At 60.8% G+C, this 16555-nt stretch carries 12 protein-coding genes and 4 tRNA genes; 9 read left to right on the top strand and 7 right to left on the bottom strand.

Features of this window, described 5'->3' with window-relative positions; all coding sequences use genetic code 11:
- Nucleotides 1-93: 93 nt before the first annotated feature.
- Nucleotides 94-1533: a dihydropyrimidinase gene (gene hydA, locus HX855_RS00680; protein ID WP_177085079.1), complete on the bottom strand. Its 1440-nt coding sequence runs from the start codon at nucleotides 1531-1533 to the stop codon at nucleotides 94-96.
- Between the two features lie 601 nt (nucleotides 1534-2134).
- On the opposite strand from hydA, the gene HX855_RS00675 reads away from it, so the two are divergent.
- The 3 genes from HX855_RS00675 (at nucleotide 2135) to HX855_RS00665 (ending at nucleotide 5889) form a co-directional block, all read left to right on the top strand.
- Nucleotides 2135-3622, top strand: coding sequence for an NCS1 family nucleobase:cation symporter-1 (locus HX855_RS00675; RefSeq protein ID WP_177085081.1), 1488 nt, complete (start codon nucleotides 2135-2137; stop codon nucleotides 3620-3622).
- A 142-nt stretch (nucleotides 3623-3764) separates the two neighbouring features.
- Nucleotides 3765-5048 carry a Zn-dependent hydrolase gene (locus HX855_RS00670; protein ID WP_177085083.1) on the top strand — a complete coding sequence of 428 codons (1284 nt, stop codon included), beginning with the start codon at nucleotides 3765-3767 and terminating at the stop codon, nucleotides 5046-5048.
- A gap of 205 nt (nucleotides 5049-5253) precedes the next feature.
- Nucleotides 5254-5889, top strand: coding sequence for a LysE family translocator (locus HX855_RS00665; protein ID WP_177085085.1), 636 nt, complete (start codon nucleotides 5254-5256; stop codon nucleotides 5887-5889).
- A gap of 428 nt (nucleotides 5890-6317) precedes the next feature.
- Here the strand turns inward: HX855_RS00665 and HX855_RS00660 are convergent, their stop codons facing one another.
- From HX855_RS00660 to HX855_RS00650, 3 genes are read right to left on the bottom strand one after another with little or no spacing between them, the layout of a single operon-like run.
- The gene (locus HX855_RS00660) at nucleotides 6318-7736 is read right to left on the bottom strand and encodes an efflux transporter outer membrane subunit (protein WP_177085087.1); all 1419 of its coding nucleotides are present in this window, start codon (nucleotides 7734-7736) and stop codon (nucleotides 6318-6320) included.
- Complete coding sequence (locus tag HX855_RS00655) at nucleotides 7720-8886, bottom strand: efflux RND transporter periplasmic adaptor subunit (protein WP_177085089.1); 1167 nt, start codon at nucleotides 8884-8886, stop codon at nucleotides 7720-7722. Before HX855_RS00655 ends, HX855_RS00660 begins: the two co-directional genes overlap by 17 nt.
- Nucleotides 8876-12097, bottom strand: coding sequence for an efflux RND transporter permease subunit (locus HX855_RS00650; protein ID WP_177085091.1), 3222 nt, complete (start codon nucleotides 12095-12097; stop codon nucleotides 8876-8878). Before HX855_RS00650 ends, HX855_RS00655 begins: the two co-directional genes overlap by 11 nt.
- 217 nt (nucleotides 12098-12314) lie before the next feature.
- On the opposite strand from HX855_RS00650, the gene HX855_RS00645 reads away from it, so the two are divergent.
- Entirely contained in the window at nucleotides 12315-12725 is a 411-nt protein-coding gene (locus tag HX855_RS00645; RefSeq protein ID WP_177085092.1) for a hypothetical protein, read from the top strand.
- Between the two features lie 4 nt (nucleotides 12726-12729).
- Here HX855_RS00645 and HX855_RS00640 read toward each other — a convergent pair whose 3' ends face one another.
- Entirely contained in the window at nucleotides 12730-12891 is a 162-nt protein-coding gene (locus HX855_RS00640; RefSeq protein WP_177085094.1) for a hypothetical protein, read from the bottom strand.
- Nucleotides 12892-13104: 213 nt separating this feature from the next.
- Between HX855_RS00640 and HX855_RS00635 the strand changes: the two genes are divergently transcribed.
- On the top strand, nucleotides 13105-13785 hold the full coding sequence (locus tag HX855_RS00635; RefSeq protein ID WP_177085100.1) for a peptidase C39 family protein: 681 nt from the start codon (nucleotides 13105-13107) through the stop codon (nucleotides 13783-13785).
- Between the two features lie 48 nt (nucleotides 13786-13833).
- Here HX855_RS00635 and pbpG read toward each other — a convergent pair whose 3' ends face one another.
- Complete coding sequence (gene pbpG, locus HX855_RS00630) at nucleotides 13834-14766, bottom strand: D-alanyl-D-alanine endopeptidase (protein WP_177085096.1); 933 nt, start codon at nucleotides 14764-14766, stop codon at nucleotides 13834-13836.
- A 208-nt stretch (nucleotides 14767-14974) separates the two neighbouring features.
- Nucleotides 14975-15829: a bifunctional methylenetetrahydrofolate dehydrogenase/methenyltetrahydrofolate cyclohydrolase FolD gene (gene folD, locus HX855_RS00625; protein WP_177085098.1), complete on the bottom strand. Its 855-nt coding sequence runs from the start codon at nucleotides 15827-15829 to the stop codon at nucleotides 14975-14977.
- A gap of 230 nt (nucleotides 15830-16059) precedes the next feature.
- Between folD and HX855_RS00620 the strand changes: the two genes are divergently transcribed.
- The 4 genes from HX855_RS00620 to HX855_RS00605 all read left to right on the top strand — a co-directional run bounded on the left by HX855_RS00620 (nucleotide 16060) and on the right by HX855_RS00605 (nucleotide 16502).
- Nucleotides 16060-16136 (top strand) — tRNA-Arg (locus HX855_RS00620).
- 32 nt (nucleotides 16137-16168) lie between these two features.
- A tRNA-His gene (locus HX855_RS00615) sits at nucleotides 16169-16244 on the top strand.
- 53 nt (nucleotides 16245-16297) lie between these two features.
- Nucleotides 16298-16382: transfer RNA gene (locus HX855_RS00610), tRNA-Leu, on the top strand.
- 44 nt (nucleotides 16383-16426) lie between these two features.
- A tRNA-His gene (locus HX855_RS00605) sits at nucleotides 16427-16502 on the top strand.
- Nucleotides 16503-16555: the final 53 nt, after the last annotated feature.

Below are 16555 nucleotides of genomic sequence, written 5' to 3'. Positions count from 1 at the left end.
CTCATCGCAGGCAAGCCAGCTCCCACATTTGGAAGTATTCACCGCTCAAAAATGTGGGAGCCGGGCTTGCCCGCGATAGGCCGAAGGCCGCTTTCAGCGTTTCACAGCCACCGGCCTGGAATGCTCGGCCCGCTTGCTCAACTGCTCAAACACCGACGGATACGCCGGCCGTTCGATGTAGCGCCCCGCACCTCGCTCGGCACGCAGATCCCCGTCCACCCAGACCAGCTTGCCCTGGCTGATGGTGTGGCTGGGCACGCCGCGCACGGTCTTGCCTTCGAAGATGTTGAAGTCGACTTGCTGATGGTGAGTCTTCGCCGAGATGGTCCGGGTGCCCTCGGGGTCCCACAGCACCAGATCAGCATCGGCCCCCACGCGGATCGCACCTTTGCGCGGGTACAGGTTGAAGATCTTCGCGGTGTTGGTCGACGTCAGCGCAACGAACTCCTGCATCGACAACCGCCCGGTGTTCACGCCTTCGTCCCACAGCAGCGCCATGCGGTCTTCGATACCGGCGGTGCCATTGGGGATCTTGCTGAAGTCATCGCGCCCGGCGGCTTTCTGCTCGGCGCAGAAGCAGCAATGGTCGGTGGCGGTGGTGTGCAGGTTGCCCGATTGCAGGCCATGCCACAGCGCTTCCTGATGCCCGCGCGGGCGGAAGGGCGGGCTCATCACGTAGCCCGCCGCGGTCTGCCAGTCGGGGTGTTGGTAGACGCTGTCGTCCAGCAGCAAATGGCCGGCCAATACTTCGCCGTACACCGGCTGGCCCTTGCTGCGGGCGTAGGTGATTTCATCCAGCGCTTCCTGGGTGGAAACGTGCACCAGGTACAGCGGCGTGCCGATGGTTTCGGCAATCCGGATCGCCCGGCTGGCGGCTTCGCCTTCCACTTGCGAAGGCCGCGACAACGGATGCGCTTCAGGCCCGGTAATGCCCTGGGCCATCAGCTTGCGTTGCAAGTGATACACCAGCTCGCCGTTTTCGGCATGCACCGTGGGGACCGCGCCCAGCTCCAGGCAGCGTTCGAAGCTGGCCACCAGAGTATCGTCGGCGGCCATGATCGCGTTCTTATACGCCATGAAGTGCTTGAAACTGTTGATGCCGTGGTGGCTGACCAGTTCGGCCATTTCTTCGCGCACCTGCTCGCTCCACCAGGTCACGGCGACGTGAAAGCCGTAATCGGAGGCCGACTTCTCGGCCCAGCCGCGCCACTGATGGAACGCTTCCAGCAGGGATTGCTGCGGGTTGGGAATCACAAAGTCGATGATCGACGTGGTACCGCCCGCCAACCCGGCGGCCGTGCCACTGAAAAAGTCTTCACTGGCCACGGTGCCCATGAAGGGCAATTGCATATGGGTATGGGGATCGATGCCGCCGGGCATCAGGTATTGACCGCTGCCGTCGAGTACCTCGGTGCCGGCGGGAATATCCAGATCAGTGCCAATGGCGCGGATTAGACCGTCTGCGCATAAAACATCGGCTCGGTAACGTTCATCATGGGTAATAACGGTAGCGCCACGGATCAACAGCGACATGTCGAGTTCCTCACAGGCTTGACCGGCTTGTGCCAGTTCTAAGTGTTGTCATGCATCGCGCCGCTGGAGGTTTAATTCCTGTCAGCGGTGACAGGAATAGAAACTAGCCCGAGTTTTTCGAATGAGCAAGAATATTTTTTATAAGCTTATATCTGTATTAAGTAATTGAATTTTAACGATAAAAAATCAAAATCACCAAAATGTAGCGACCTCTCACCATTTTGACGCACTTGACAGGTTCCTAATTTGAGCAACATTTCCTATTGCAAATCAGATGCTTGAGACATGCCTCTTGACGGGGCTGGTAAATAAAAATAATTGTGTTGCACCAGATTGAGTCCTGAGGGTTCGGACAACTTCTGCGTTATTTGGCCTGAGTAACGCTGAACGTAACGAAGGGCTTTTCGGTCGAGACCATAAAGCTGATAAACATCAGCAAGTTATATAAGCGGTGCGGGCAGGGCGACGGTTTACGGCACGGTTATTGAGTGCGGTGGCGGTTGGCCGGGTCCCGGGTGTCATGTTGTCAACGCGGTACTCCGGCCATCCTGTGCACGTCACGGGATGCGCAAAAATAATTCGAAAAAACCGTGGAGCGGCCATGCAACAGAACAGATCGCAAGTCATTGAGCGCAACGGGCTGTACGAACTCGACGCCGGCCCCGACGTCCTCGACAGCCCCCGCTACAACCACGACATGGCACCGACCAAGGTGCGCGAGCGCACCTGGAACAAGTGGCATATCACCGCGCTGTGGATCGGCATGTCGGTGTGTGTGCCGACCTACACCCTGGGCGGCGTGCTCACCGCGTACTTCGGGTTATCGGTGGGCGAGGCGCTGATGGCGATCCTGCTGGCCAATATCGTGGTGCTGGTGCCGCTGACCCTTAACGCCTTTCCCGGTACCAAGTACGGCATCCCGTTTCCGGTGTTGCTGCGCTCGTCCTTCGGCGTGCTCGGCTCCAACGTGCCGTGCCTGATCCGCGCGCTGGTGGCGTGCGGCTGGTTTGGTATCCAGACGATGTTTGGCGGCCTGGCGATTCACCTGTTCCTGGGCTCGATTTTCGAGGGTTGGAAATCCCTCGGCGGCACCGGTGAAGTGATCGGCTTCATGATTTTCTGGACACTGAACCTGTGGGTGGTGTTGCGCGGCGCCGAGTCGATCAAATGGCTGGAAACCTTGTCGGCACCGCTGCTGGTAGCGGTGGGCATCGGCCTGCTGGTATGGGCCTTGCCCAACGTCTCGCTGACCGAGCTGATGGCGATCCCGCCCAAGCGCCCCGAAGGCGCAAGCCTCACCGGCTACTTCATGGCCGGCCTGACGGCGATGGTGGGGTTCTGGGCCACCTTGTCGTTGAACATTCCCGACTTCAGCCGCTACGCCAAAAGCCAGAAGGACCAGATCCTGGGGCAGATTTTCGGCCTGCCGCTGACCATGTTCCTGTTTGCGTCCCTGGGCGTGATCATGACCGCTGCCTCGGTGAAGCTGGTGGGCGTAACCGTTTCCGACCCAGTGACCCTGATCGGCCATATCCAGAGCCCGGTGTGGGTGGCTGTGGCCATGGCGCTGATCATCATCGCCACGCTTTCCACCAACACGGCGGCGAACATCGTGTCGCCCACCAACGACTTCCAGAACATCGCCCCCAAGCTGATCAACCGCACCACGGCCGTGATCCTCACCGGGTTGGTGGGGCTGGCGCTGATGGCCCATGAACTGCTGAAAAAGCTCGGGCTGATCATCTCCGATGTGAGCCTGGAGACCGTCTATTCCAACTGGTTGCTGGGCTATTCAAGCCTGCTGGGGCCGATTGCCGGGATCATGGTGGTGGACTATTTCATCATCAAGAAACAGCAACTGGACCTCGCCGGTTTGTACCGCGATGACGTGTACCCGGCGTGGAACTGGCATGGCTTCCTGGCGTTTGGCGTGCCGGTGGTGCTGACCTTGCTGTCTCTTGGCAGCAGTGCGTTCAGCTGGTTCTACAGCTATGGCTGGTTCACCGGCTCGGCGTTGGGCGGGGTGTTGTATTACGGCCTGTGCAGGAAGCGCGGTGTCCGTGCAGTCGCCGTAAAAACACCCTTGTGAACACGGTCAATGTAGGAGCTGGCTTGCCTGCGATGGCATCGACCCGGTGCAACTGAAAGACCGAGTCGCCCGCATCGCAGGCAAGCCAGCTCCCACAGTTGATCGAGTCGATTCATATAAAAAGTAGCCTGAGGAGATCCCCATGAACGCTGCCGTAGACGTTCTGCAATCCACCCATCAGCACATTAACCGCGACCGTTTGTGGCTGTCCCTGATGGAACTCGCCAAGCTCGGCGCCACCCCCAAGGGCGGCGTCTGCCGCCTGGCCCTCACCGACCTCGATCGCCAGGCTCGCGACCTGTTTGTGAAGTGGTGCGAGGAGGCTGGCTGCACCGTGACCATCGATGGCGTGGGCAATATCTTCGCCCGCCGACCGGGGCGCAATCCCAAATTGCCGCCGGTGATGACCGGCAGCCATATCGACACCCAGCCCACCGGTGGCAAGTTTGATGGGTGTTTTGGTGTGCTGGCGGGCGTTGAGGTGTTGCGAACCCTCAACGACCTTAAGGTGGAAACCGAGGCGCCGCTGGAAGTGGTGGTGTGGACCAACGAAGAGGGCTCGCGCTTTCCGCCCTGCATGATGGGCTCCGGTGTGTTTGCCGAGAAATTTACCCTCGCAGACACGCTCGCCAAGACCGACGCCGACGGTGTAACCGTGGGTGATGCGCTGAATGCCATTGGCTACGCCGGATCGCGGCCGGTGAGCGGGCACAAGGTAGGCGCGTATTTCGAAGCGCATATCGAGCAAGGCCCGATTCTTGAGGATGAAAAGAAAATTATCGGCGTGGTGCTGGGCGCCCTTGGCCAGAAATGGTTCGACTTGAAACTGCGTGGCGTGGAGGCGCATGCGGGGCCGACGCCAATGCACTTGCGTAAAGACGCGTTGGTGGGCGCCGCCGCCGTGGTGGCCGCGGTTAACGCGGCCGCGCTGGGCCATCAACCTCATGCCTGCGGCACCGTGGGTTGCCTGCAGGCCTACCCGGGCTCACGCAATGTGATTCCTGGCGAAGTGCGCATGACCCTGGACTTCCGTCACCTGGAACCGGCACGCCTGGACTCAATGATTGCCCAGGTGCGCAAGGTGATCGACGACACATGCGCCAAGCACGGCCTGACGTTCGAGATGACACCCACCGCCGATTTCCCGCCGCTGTACTTCGACAAAGGCTGCGTGGATGCCGTGCGGGATGCGGCCAATGGGTTGGGGTTGTCGAACATGGACATTGTGAGCGGGGCAGGGCATGACGCGATTTTCGTCGCAGAACTGGGGCCGGCGGGGATGATCTTTGTGCCGTGCGAAGGCGGCATCAGCCATAACGAAATCGAGAACGCAGCGCCCGATGATCTGGCGGCGGGGTGTGCGGTGTTGTTGAGGGCGATGGTGGCAGCATCACAGGCGATTGCCAGCGGCAAGCTCGCCGCCTGATACGTTTGGCTTGAGTACGACCCCTTACTCTCGCCCCCTGTGGAGAGGGTGAGGGGCCGCTACAGACCCCCAATAAAATCACCATACAGACGGACTGTTACGCCGATTGGCTGCGAAAATATTGCCTGTCTGGACCTAAAACCCCGCCTCAATAACCCAAACAATAGTGCCTCCTGCACACTACCCCGCGGACGAGCACTCCATCATGACCCTGTACGCATGGCTGACCTTCATCCTGATCACCATGGTCCAGACCGGATCACCTGGGCCATCCACGGTTTTCCTGATCAATAACGCCATCAGGTTCGGGCCGTTGAAGGCCATCGGCGTGCTGACCGGCGATGTGTTTGCGATCTTGCTCATGGGGTTGATTTCGTCATTGGGTATCGCAACGTTCTTCGCCCATCACCCCGCACTGTTCAACGCCTTGAAACTGGCCGGGGCGGCCTACCTGATTTACCTGGGCGTTGCGGCGTTCAACAAAAGTCGCAGGGCCGCGCAGGTAGCAGGCCCGGTCGTTGCGCAAGCCGGCGCCCCGTCGGTGGGGCGTCAGTGGTCCCAGTCTTTTTTGGTCGGGATCAGCAACCCGAAAGCCTTTGTCTATTTCGCGGCGCTGCTGCCGCAGTTTGAAAAGTCCGGCACCCCGGACCTGCAGTTTTTCGCGTTGCTGGTGGTGATCAGCGCACTGATCAAGTTCTGCCTGCTTTCCGGTTATGCATTGCTGGCGACAAGGATTGCTTCGAGACTTACCTCACCGTCTGCCGGGAAAACAGGTTCCAGGATAGTGGCGGTATTCTTCGTGTTTTTTGGTGCGGCGTTGGGCTTGTCCACGCTTCATTGAACCAACAGGCTGCCCCATCCATTGTAGGAGCGAGCTTGCTCGCGAAAAAACCGAGGGCGCCGCGTACAACCAGACGGTACGCGTCACCGTTAACGTTTTTCGCGAGCAAGCCCGCTCCCACAGTTGATCCCGGTTGGTCAGGAGCGCGCGTTGCGATCGTTCCCACGCTCTGCGTGGGGATGCATCCCGTGACGCTCTGCGTCACCACTGCGCAAGGCTTGAACCGTGCACTGGCAGTTGGACGCAGAGCGTCCGAGGCGGCATTCCCACGCGGAGCGCGGGAACGATCATCAGCCATTGTAGGAGCGAGCTTGCTCGCGAAAAAAAACCGAGGGCGCCGCGTACAACCAGACGGTACGCGTCACCGTTAACGTTTTTCGCGAGCAAGCCCGCTCCCACAGTTGATCCGGGTGGGCTCGAAAGTAATGTCAGGCGTCGGGCTTCCAGCCGCCACCGAGTGCTGTCACCAGCCCTACACTCGCTTGCAATTGCCGCGTCTGCACCGCCTGCAACGTCCTCTGCGCCTGCAACGCCGCCGTCTGCGCTGTTACCACATCCAGGTAACTCACAGCCCCCGCTTGATAACTGTTCATCGCCAGCGTTTGAGTGTGTTCGGCGGCATTCGCGGCGGCTTGTTCGTCCATCGCTTCCTGCTGCAAGTCACGCAACTGCCCAAGGTTGTCTTCAACCTCGCGCACCGCGCGCAACACCTGGCTGCGGTAATGCGCCGAAGCCTCTTCAAACTCGGCTTTGGCCTGGCGCTCATTCGCACTCAACCGCCCGCCATCAAAGATCGGCAGGTTGACCAGCGGCCCCAGCGCCCAATACCGATTGGCCGCCGAGAACAAGTTGCCCACACCTTGCGTCTGCCCGCCAATCAAGCCGGTCAAGCTGAAGTCCGGGTACCACGCGGCCTTCGCCACGCCAATATTCGCGTTGGCCGCAAACACCCGTCGCTCCGCCGCCGCAATATCAGGGCGGCGTTGCAGCAGGTGGCTCGGCAGTTGCTGCGGAATTCCCGGCAATGCAATCAGTTGCTTGCTCGGTGGCAGCTGGAACTCGCTGGCAGACACGCCCACCAGTTCACCAATCGCATGCTCGGTGAGGTTGCGTTGGCCGCGCACGTCATCCAGCTGCGCCTCGGCTTCCGCCAGTTGATTCTGGGCACGGGTCAGGTCCAGTTCGGAGGCAATCTGACCTTCATACCGGCTGCGGGTCAGTTGCAACGCCTGGCCAAAATCGTCCAGCGAACTGCTGAGAATCCGGCTTTGTGCATCCAGCCCGTTGAGCTGCACATACAGCGTCGCCAACTGGTGCTGCAGGCTCAGGCGTGCCACCGCCAAGTCATCCCCGGAGGCTTGGGCCTGGGCATCACCCGCCGCCACCTGGTTGCGGATTTTGCCCCACAGGTCCAGATCAAAGCTCAGCGCAAACCCCGCCGTGTTGCTGTTGTACACCGAAGGCTGGGTATCGCCCCGCAACGGCCGGGTATCCGATTGCCGCTGACGCAACGGTTGTGCGCTGGCGGTGATCTGTGGGAATAACCCGGCATGCAGCTGGCTGGCATACGCCTGGGACGCATCGAAATGCGCCAGCGCCGCTGCGAGGTCCGGGTTGGCCTTGAGCAGTTGTTCCTGCAGGTCGTTCAGGCGCGGGTCCTGGTACAGCTGCCACCACTTCGGCGCCAGTTGGTCGGACGGCTGTGCGCTGTGCCACGGGCCGTCGCTGGTCTGTTCGCGGTACTTGGCCGGCAGGTCGAGGGTCGGTGCCTTGTAGGTGGGCGCCAGCGAGCAACCGTGCAGTGCCACCAATACCAAGGCCGCGAGGGGTTTAAGCCTTGGGCGCATGCGCACCCCCGGCGTCGGCCAGTTGTACGGCGTCGCCTTCGCGCAGAGCGTCGGGCGGGTTGTCCACCACGCGGTCGGCGGGTTTCAGGCCCTGGTCGATCACCAGGCGTTCGCCCAGGTCGAGGCCGATGTGGATGTCTTGCAGGTGCACGTGGTTCTTGGCATCCAGTACCGCGACCTGGGTGCCTTGGGCCCGGAAGATCAGGGCGCTGGCCGGGATGCTCACCCCGTGGGTATCGGCCGGAATGGCCAGGGTGGCTTCGGCGTAGTCGCCGGGCAGTAACTTGCCGTCCGGGTTGTCGGCCACGAACTGCGCAAGCAAGGTGCCGGAGCGGCGGTCGATGGCGGTGGAGTCACCCATCAGCTTGGCGCTGAAGTGTTCACCGGGATGCTCGGGCACTGTCAGTTGGGCGGCCAGCCCCGGATGAATCACCGCCGCGTAGTTCTGCGGCACCGGCACGTAGAGGCGCAGTTGGTGGGTGTCGGCGATGTCGAACAGTTCCGGATCGCTGTCGCTGTCGGCCTTGATCAACTGGCCGATGTCGGTGTTGCGCGCGGTGATCACGCCGGCAAATGGTGCGCGGATGGTCTTGTAGTCTTCCAGGGCCGAGAGCCGCGCATAGTCGGCTTCGGCAGCCTGGGCATTGGCCTTGGCGGCCAGGGCGTTGGAGGTTTTTTCATCCGCCTCCTGGCGCGATACCGAATGGCTGGCCAACAAGTTTTGCCAGCGGGTGGCGGTGGTTTGCGCCAGGCGGGCGTTGGCTTGTTCCTGGACCATACGGGCGTGGGTTTGCGCCACTTGCTGGTCGAGGTCGGGGCTGTCGATCTCGGCGAGGATCTGCCCGGCCTTGACCTGGGTACCGATGTCGACTTTCCAGTCTTTCAGGTAGCCGCTGACCCGCGCATGAATCGGTGCCTTGCTCCAGGCCTCCAGGTGCGCGGGCAGGCGCAGGGTGTCGCCGGCCGCGTTCTGTTTTGGCTGGAACACCAGCACCTGGGGCACGGCGGCGGTTTCGGTCCAGGCGGTGACGGATTTTTCATGCATCGTACGGGCGTGCAGGCCGTTGGCGACCAACAGGGCGGCCAGTGTCAGGCCGCCGACACCCATGAGCATCAGACGCTTGCGCGAGGGTTTGTGATCAGACGACATGTGAAGTTTCTCCAGCAGCAGCGCGAGTAGGGTGACGACCGTGGACCAGGCTGAAGACCACGGGTACAAACAGCAAAGTGGCCGTGGTGGCGAGAATCAGGCCGCCGATCACGGCACGTCCCAGCGGCGCGTTTTGTTCTTCGGACAGGGCCAGCGGCAGCATGCCGATGATCATCGCCAGGGCGGTCATGCAGACCGGGCGGAAACGTGTGTAGCCGGCTTCCAGTGCGGCCTTGAGGGCATCGCCATGTTCGGCCAAGCGCTCCCGGCAGAAGCTCACCACCAGGATCGAGTTGGCGGTGGCCACGCCCATACACAGGATCGCCCCCGTGAGTGCCGGCACCGATAACGACGTGCCGCTGAGGAACAGCATCCACACGATCCCCGCCAGGGCTGCAGGCAGCGCGGTGATGATCACAAAGGGGTCGGTCCAGGACTGGAAGTTGACCACGATCAGCAGGTAGATCAGCACCACCGCACCGAGCAGGCCAAAGCTCAAACCGTTGAACGCTTCATGCAGCGCATCGATCTGCCCGTGCAGGCTGATGGTCGCGCCTTTGGGACGCATCGGGGCCATGTCATTCAGTACCTTTTGCACATCGCTGGCGACGCCGCCGAGGTCGCGGCCCTGCACGTTGGCGTACAGGTCCAGGGTCGGTTCGATGTTGTAGTGGGTCACCACCGCCGGGCTTTGTACGCGGGAGATGGTCGCCACGCCGCCGAGGATCTGCGACTGGCCATCAGCCCCGGTGACCGGCAATGCTTCCAGGGACGGCAGGCTATCGAGGCGGTACTGCGGGGTGGCCGCCACGATCGAATATGACACGCCGTTGGCCGGGTTGAGCCAGAACGTCGGCGCGGTTTGCGAGCTGCCGGCCAGGGACGCCACCATGCTGTTGGTCACGTCGCGCTCGGTGATGCCCAGGCCGTTGGCACGCATCCGGTCCACATTGACTTGCAGCGACGGATAGCCGGTGGACTGTTGAATGCGCAGGTCGGCGATGCCCGGTATGTGTTTCAGGCGCCGTTCCAGTTCGATGGCGTAGGCGCGGTTTTCTTCATCGTTGCGCCCGGAGATTTTTACGTCCAGCGGGGCGGGTGAGCCGAAGTTGAGGATCTGGCTGCTGATGTCGGCCGGCAGGAACGCGAACTGGCTGCCGGGGAAACTTTCGGGCAGGGCTTCACGCAGTTTTTTCACGTAGTCAGCCGTGGGGGCGTGGTCCTTTTTCAGGGTGACCTGGATATCGCCGTCCTGCGGGCCGATGGTGCCACTGCTGCTGTAGGCCATGTCGATGCCGCTCAGCGGGATGCCGATGTTGTCGACGATGGTGTCCAGTTCGTCTGCGGGGACGATCTCGCGAATCCGCGCTTCGATGCGGTCAAAGGCGGCGGCGCTTTCTTCGATGCGCGTACCCAGCGGCAGGCGCACGTGCAGGGCCATGGCGCCGGCGTCGGTGGCCGGGAAGAAGTCCTGGCCCAGGCTTGGCAGCAGCAGGAACGAGGCGAGGATGCACCCCAGGAAGCCCACGATGAACCGCTTGCGTGCACCCAGGGCGAGGGTCAGCAGGCTGTGGTAAACGTCCCGCAGGTTGGAGAAACGACGTTCGAAACCCTGCTGGAAATTCAGCACCGATTGCAGCACGGCATTGCGCGGTGGCTTGTGTTGTTCGCCCTCGTGGTGGTTGATGAATTCATCTTCCGGATGGTGCCCTTCGCCTTGCTCCGGCACATGGGGCTTGAGCAGGAACATCGCCAGGGTCGGCACCAGGGTGCGGGACAGAATGAACGAGCTGGCCATGGCGAAAATCACCGCCAGTGCCATCGGGCGGAACAGGTAACCGGCGATGCCTTGCAGCATGAACATCGGCACAAACACGATGCAGATACACAGCAGGGAGACGAACGCCGGGCCGACGATTTGCTTGGCACCGTCGAGGATCGCGTCCTTCACCGCCTTGCCTTGTTCCAGGTGCCAGTTGATGTTCTCGATGGTCACCGTGGCGTCGTCCACCAGAATCCCCACCGCCAACGCCAGCCCGCCGAGGGTCATGACGTTGAGGGTTTGCCCGGTGGCCGCCAGCAGCGCGATGGCGGACAGCACCGCCAGGGGAATCGAGGCGGCGATGATGATGGTCGAGCGCCAGCTGCCGAGGAACAGCAGGATCATCGCACTGGTCAGCAAGGCCGCGATGATGCCTTCCTGGGCCACGCTGCCCACCGACTGTTTGACGAACACCGAGGCGTCCCCCAGCAGTGAAGTTTTCAGCGAAGGCGGCAACGTTTCGTTGATACGCGGCAGCATCTGGCGGATGCCGTCGATGATCGACAGGGTGGAGATGCTGCCGTTTTTCAGGGCCGGCATCAGCACCGCACGATGGCCGTCGACCCGCACGATATTGGTCTGCGGCGGCGAGCCGTCACGCACGTGGGCCACCTGGCCGATGGTGATGATCGCGCCGTCGACCGTCTTGATCGGCAGGTCGTTGAGCTCATCAATCGCCTTGGGGCTGTTGTTGAGCAAAATCGTGTATTCGTTGGGGCCGAGTTTGGCGGTACCCACGGGGATGATCTGGTTCTGCAGGGCCAGGGCGTTGCCCACGTCCTGCGCCGACAGGCCTTTGGCGGCCAGTGCCTGGGGGTCGAGGTCGAGGGTGATTTGCCGTTGCTTGCCGCCCATGGGGGTAGGCATGGCCAGGCCGGGCAGGGCGCTCAGGGGCAGGCGGATATTGTTCTGCACCAGGTCGCGGATCTTCGCTTCCGACAGGCTGGGGCTGGAGAACGCCATCTGCAAAATCGGCACCGTGGAGGCGCTGTAGTTGAGGATCAGTGGTGGTGTGATGCCCGGTGGCATCTGCTTGAGTACGGTTTGTGACACCGCGGTTACCTGGGCGTTGGCGGTGCGGATATCCACGCCGGGCTGGAAGAAAATCTTCACGATGCCCATGCCGGGTAACGACTGCGATTCAATGTGTTCGATGTCGTTGACGGTGGTACTCAGGGAGCGTTCGTAGGTGTAGATCACGCGACCGGCCATGGCGTCCGGCGACAGGCCGTTGTACTGCCACACCACCGCGACTACGGGGATGCCGATATCGGGAAATACGTCAGTGGGCGTACGCAAGGCCGCCATGGGCCCGATGATGCAGATGAAAATTGCCAGCACGATAAACGTGTAGGGCTTGAGCAGTGCGGTCTTTACCAGCCCGAGCATGCCGTGAACCTCCAAAGGAGTGGGATTGCAAACCCCGGCAGTCTTGCCCGACCCACCTAACACGCACCTTTCAGCGAGGTGAAGGAACATTTAGTTAACGGCTGAAGATCCTTTCATATGTATTCATTTGTTCAACAAAGGCGGGGGTACCAAGCTTGATACCGATCGAACAGGCGTTGTTCTGCCCGTTCACTCTTTATCCATTTGGAGTTCTGCCATGTCTCTTAAACCCTTGTTGTTGATCCCGGCCTTGAGTGTCGTCCTGCTGTTGTCGGCGTGCGCCGGCCCGATACCGAAGGCGGACCCGAGCGAAGCCTGGATCGGCCTGCAAGAGGAGGCACCCAACGACCTGATGGCCGAGCGGGTAGACGGTAAAAACATTAATGATGGCCGTTACTTCGAAGTGAAACCCGGCGCCCATCGCCTGGATGTCACCTTGTTTGAAGAAGAGGCGGGGGATGACAACCAGCAGGATTGTCGCGGGCATGTTACCTACGGCAACTTCAAGGCGGGCGAGCATTACACCCTGGTGGAATCCAGCCTCGGTACCACGGTACGCGCCGAGTTGAAGGACAGCCACGGCAAGGAGTTGGCGCAGACTGACGACTTCAGCTGCATGCCAGGCTAAGGCCTCAGGCGTGGTGCCCGGCGGGTTTGTGCAGCTTGCCGGGTGCTGCGGGTTTTACTTGTGGATGATGATGCCGGCGGGTCACGCGCATCACGCCCCACAGCATGGCGGCGGCGACGGCCAGCCAGCCACCGATCAAAAGCAGAATTGTCGTTGTCAGGCCCATAAGTGCCTCCTTTCGCCCGGTACGGGGCACACACTGTCTTCTCAATGGACAGTCTAGCTATCCGCAGGTTGCCTGCTATTGACCAATGGTCGTGTGCGTCCAACTTGTTTGCTCTATGGCGGGTGTTTTACTGCGGTGCAAGGCTATACCCGCGCCCAAGAGCGTCCTATGATCAGGGCCCATGTCTGCCCGTTGATCAAGTGAGTGAAGAAGTTGCGGTTTCCCTCGAACATTAAAACCTCCTGGTGGGTCGTCGCTTGTTTCATAGGGCTTGCGGCCTGCACCTCACACCCAAAACCCACGAGCATTCCGGGCCTGCCGGAGGCTGTGGAGCTTAAAGGCGTACCGGCTTTCCGCGGTGAGACCTACCTCGGCGGCCCGGCGGCCTTAGCCAGCATGCTGTCCCAACAAGGCATTGTGATTACACCGGGCTTGCTGGATAAGCCGCTGCATTTGCCGGGCGCCGAAGCGGACCTTGAGCGCAACATGCAGGTGCTGGCCCGTGAATACGGGATGCTGGTGTACCCACTGGAAGACCAGTTGCCGGCGCTGTTGGCGCAGGTTGCGGCCGGGTACCCGGTGATGGCGCGCATCACCCAGGGCTCGACCTTTTGGGCCGGGCCGCGGTATGTGGTGGTGGTGGGTTACAACAAACAGAAGAGCATGGTGCTGCTGCGTTCGGGGTTGGCGCGGCGCATGCCCATGGACTTCAGCGCCTTCGAGTCGGCCTGGAAAGAGGGCGGCAAGTGGGCCGTGCTGATTCAGCGGCCCACGCAGCTGCCGGCCAAGGTCGATGCCCAGCGCTGGCAGCAGGCTGCCAGTGCCACGGCCCAGGCGGGCCAGGAGCAGGCGGCGGCCCAGGCGGTCAAGACCCTGGCCAGTCAGGCCAAATAAAAAAACGGCGCTCAAGGGCGCCGTTTTTTATGTCGTTGTTTTTACCGGTCAGCGGGACTCGGTCACCTGGACGTTTGCCCGTGGGCGGTTTTTCAGGTTCTTGTCAGCCTTGTAACGCAACGCAACGTCTGGCACCGAACCGCTCTTGCCGGTCTCGACCCAACTGCGGATACGCCCGGCATCGGCAAAGTGGGTGAATTTGCCGAAGGCATCGAGGATCACCAGGGACACCGGGCGATTGCCCATGCTGGTGACCAGTACCAGGCAGTGGCCGGCCTGGTTGGTGAAGCCGGTCTTGGTCAACTTGATGTCCCAGTTGGCGCGGTTGATCAGGTGGTCCGTGTTGGAGAAACCCAGGGTGTAGTTGGGTTTGCGGAACGACACGGTTTTTTCCTTGGTGGTACTCAACTGGCTGAGCATCGGGTATTTGCGTGCGGCGGCCAGCAGTTTGCTCAGGTCACGGGCGGTGGACACGTTGTGGATCGACAGACCGGTGGGTTCCACATAATGAGTACTGGTCATGCCCAGGGCCTTGGCCTTGGCGTTCATTGCCGCGATAAACGCCGGGTAGCCACCCGGGTAGTGGTGGGCCAGGCTGGCAGCCGCGCGGTTTTCCGAGGACATGAGGGCAATCAGCAGCATCTCTTTGCGCGGCATCTCGCTGCCGATCTTGACCCGGGAGAACACGCCTTTCATCTCCGGCGTGTCCTTGATGTTGATGTCGATGTATTCATCCATGTTCTGCTTGGCTTCCAGCACGATCAGGCCGGTCATCAGTTTACTCACTGAGGCGATCGGCACGATGACATCCGGGTTGCTGGCATAGATGACCTTGTTGGTCTGCAGGTCCACCACCATCGCGCTGCCGGAGGCGATGTGCAGGGTGGACATGTCGCGGGGGGCGATCGTGGTTTCGCTTGCGCTCGCGAAGGTGCCTGTCAATGCAAAAAATAGGCTGACAATGGAAAGATGAATTTTCACGCGGATGAACTCGCTAAAAAGTAGGAATATGCCGTTCTGCAACGGCCGTTTTGACAATTAACGTTACATTTTAGAAGTATGGATCAGAAACTGTCGAATGTTCTTCTGAAAACAGATGAAACCCCTTAAAAACTAAGAAAAAACTACTTTTTATCCGGCCAATAAAAAGCCCTGCGATAAGGCAGGGCTTTTTCAGAGCGGCTGGTTATTAGCTGTGCAGGGTTTCGGCTGCGTACAGGGTATTTTCCAGCAGGCAGGCACGGGTCATCGGGCCGACGCCGCCGGGTACCGGGGTGATCCAGCCGGCGCGGGGCAGGGCGGTTTCGTACACCACGTCGCCCACCAGCTTGCCGTCGTCCTGACGGTTGATGCCGACGTCGATGACGATGGCGCCTTGCTTGATCCACTCACCCTTGACCAGGCCCGGCTTGCCGGCGGCGACCACCACCAGGTCGGCACGGCCCACGTGGCCCGCCAGGTCCTTGGTGAAGCGGTGGGTGACGGTGACAGTGCAGCCGGCCAACAACAGCTCCATGGCCATCGGGCGACCGACGATGTTCGAGGCGCCGACGATCACCGCGTCCAGGCCGTACAGGTCGACGCCGGTGCTTTCCAGCAGGGTCATGATGCCTTTCGGGGTGCACGGGCGCAGCAGCGGGATGCGCTGGGCCAGGCGGCCGACGTTATAAGGGTGGAAACCGTCGACGTCTTTGTCCGGGCGGATGCGTTCGAGCAACTTGGACGCGTCCAGGTGCTCGGGCAATGGCAACTGCAACAGGATGCCGTCGATGGCCGGATCGTCGTTGAGACCGTCGATCAGGTCGGTGAGCGCCTGCTGGGTGGTGTCGGCAGGCAAGTCGTAGGCTTTGGAGATAAAGCCAACCTCTTCACAGTCTTTACGCTTGTGCGAGACATAAACCTGAGAGGCAGGATCGCTGCCGACCAGGATCACCGCGAGGCCCGGCGTGCGCAGGCCTTGTTGGCTGCGCTCGGCGACTCGTTTGGCGATCTGCTGGCGCAGGCTGGCGGCGATTGATTTGCCGTCGATAAGTTGTGCAGTCATTACGCGTGATTAACCATCGAGAGGGGGAAGAAAAGTGCGCGCATTCTCGCATGTCATGACGTGAGGGCAAAGGCGCTTGGTCTGCAAATTCCCCTAACCCCTTAAATAAAATGAATTTTTTATAAAAAGGATTTGACGGGTTTCGGGGGCATCTATACTATTCGTCGCACTTGTCGGGCACAGCCTAGCACTGGTTAGTTTGTAATCCTCCAAGAGTACAGATTAATAAGGCGCCCGTAGCTCAGCTGGATAGAGCATCCGCCTTCTAAGCGGATGGTCGCAGGTTCGAGTCCTGCCGGGTGCGCCATTAGGCAGCTTTGGCACAAGTAGCGCAATATGGTGGGCGTAGCTCAGTTGGTAGAGCACGGGATTGTGACTCCCGTTGTCGAGGGTTCGATCCCCTTCGTCCACCCCATATTTAAAGGGCGCCAGATTAACAGTCTGGCGCCTTTGCTTTAAGCGCTTCATGCGGATGTGGTGGAATTGGTAGACACACTGGATTTAGGTTCCAGCGCCGCAAGGTGTAAGAGTTCGAGTCTCTTCATCCGCACCAAATAAAAGAAGTCGATGTGATCGGCTTTTTGCTCAAGTGTTATGGTGGGCGTAGCTCAGTTGGTAGAGCACGGGATTGTGACTCCCGTTGTCGAGGGTTCGATCCCCTTCGTCCACCCCATATTTAAAAAAGCGCCAGGCTAATCGCCTGGCGCTTTTTTTTGGTTCATCACG

It is taken from the genome of Pseudomonas sp. IPO3778 (assembly GCF_013386825.1).
GTDB lineage: Bacteria > Pseudomonadota > Gammaproteobacteria > Pseudomonadales > Pseudomonadaceae > Aquipseudomonas.
This window is presented reverse-complemented; position numbering and strand designations above follow the sequence as displayed.

Bases quoted from the DNA above. Each gene is read 5' to 3' on its own strand.
- HX855_RS00655 (WP_177085089.1), bottom strand. From the start codon at position 8,886: ATGTCGTCTGATCACAAACCCTCGCGCAAGCGTCTGATGCTCATGGGT.
- HX855_RS00675 (WP_177085081.1), top strand. From the start codon at position 2,135: ATGCAACAGAACAGATCGCAAGTCATTGAGCGCAACGGGCTGTACGAA.
- folD (WP_177085098.1), bottom strand. From the start codon at position 15,829: ATGACTGCACAACTTATCGACGGCAAATCAATCGCCGCCAGCCTGCGC.
- HX855_RS00650 (WP_177085091.1), bottom strand. From the start codon at position 12,097: ATGCTCGGGCTGGTAAAGACCGCACTGCTCAAGCCCTACACGTTTATC.
- HX855_RS00660 (WP_177085087.1), bottom strand. From the start codon at position 7,736: ATGCGCCCAAGGCTTAAACCCCTCGCGGCCTTGGTATTGGTGGCACTG.
- hydA (WP_177085079.1), bottom strand. From the start codon at position 1,533: ATGTCGCTGTTGATCCGTGGCGCTACCGTTATTACCCATGATGAACGT.
- HX855_RS00640 (WP_177085094.1), bottom strand. From the start codon at position 12,891: ATGGGCCTGACAACGACAATTCTGCTTTTGATCGGTGGCTGGCTGGCC.
- HX855_RS00670 (WP_177085083.1), top strand. From the start codon at position 3,765: ATGAACGCTGCCGTAGACGTTCTGCAATCCACCCATCAGCACATTAAC.
- HX855_RS00665 (WP_177085085.1), top strand. From the start codon at position 5,254: ATGACCCTGTACGCATGGCTGACCTTCATCCTGATCACCATGGTCCAG.
- HX855_RS00645 (WP_177085092.1), top strand. From the start codon at position 12,315: ATGTCTCTTAAACCCTTGTTGTTGATCCCGGCCTTGAGTGTCGTCCTG.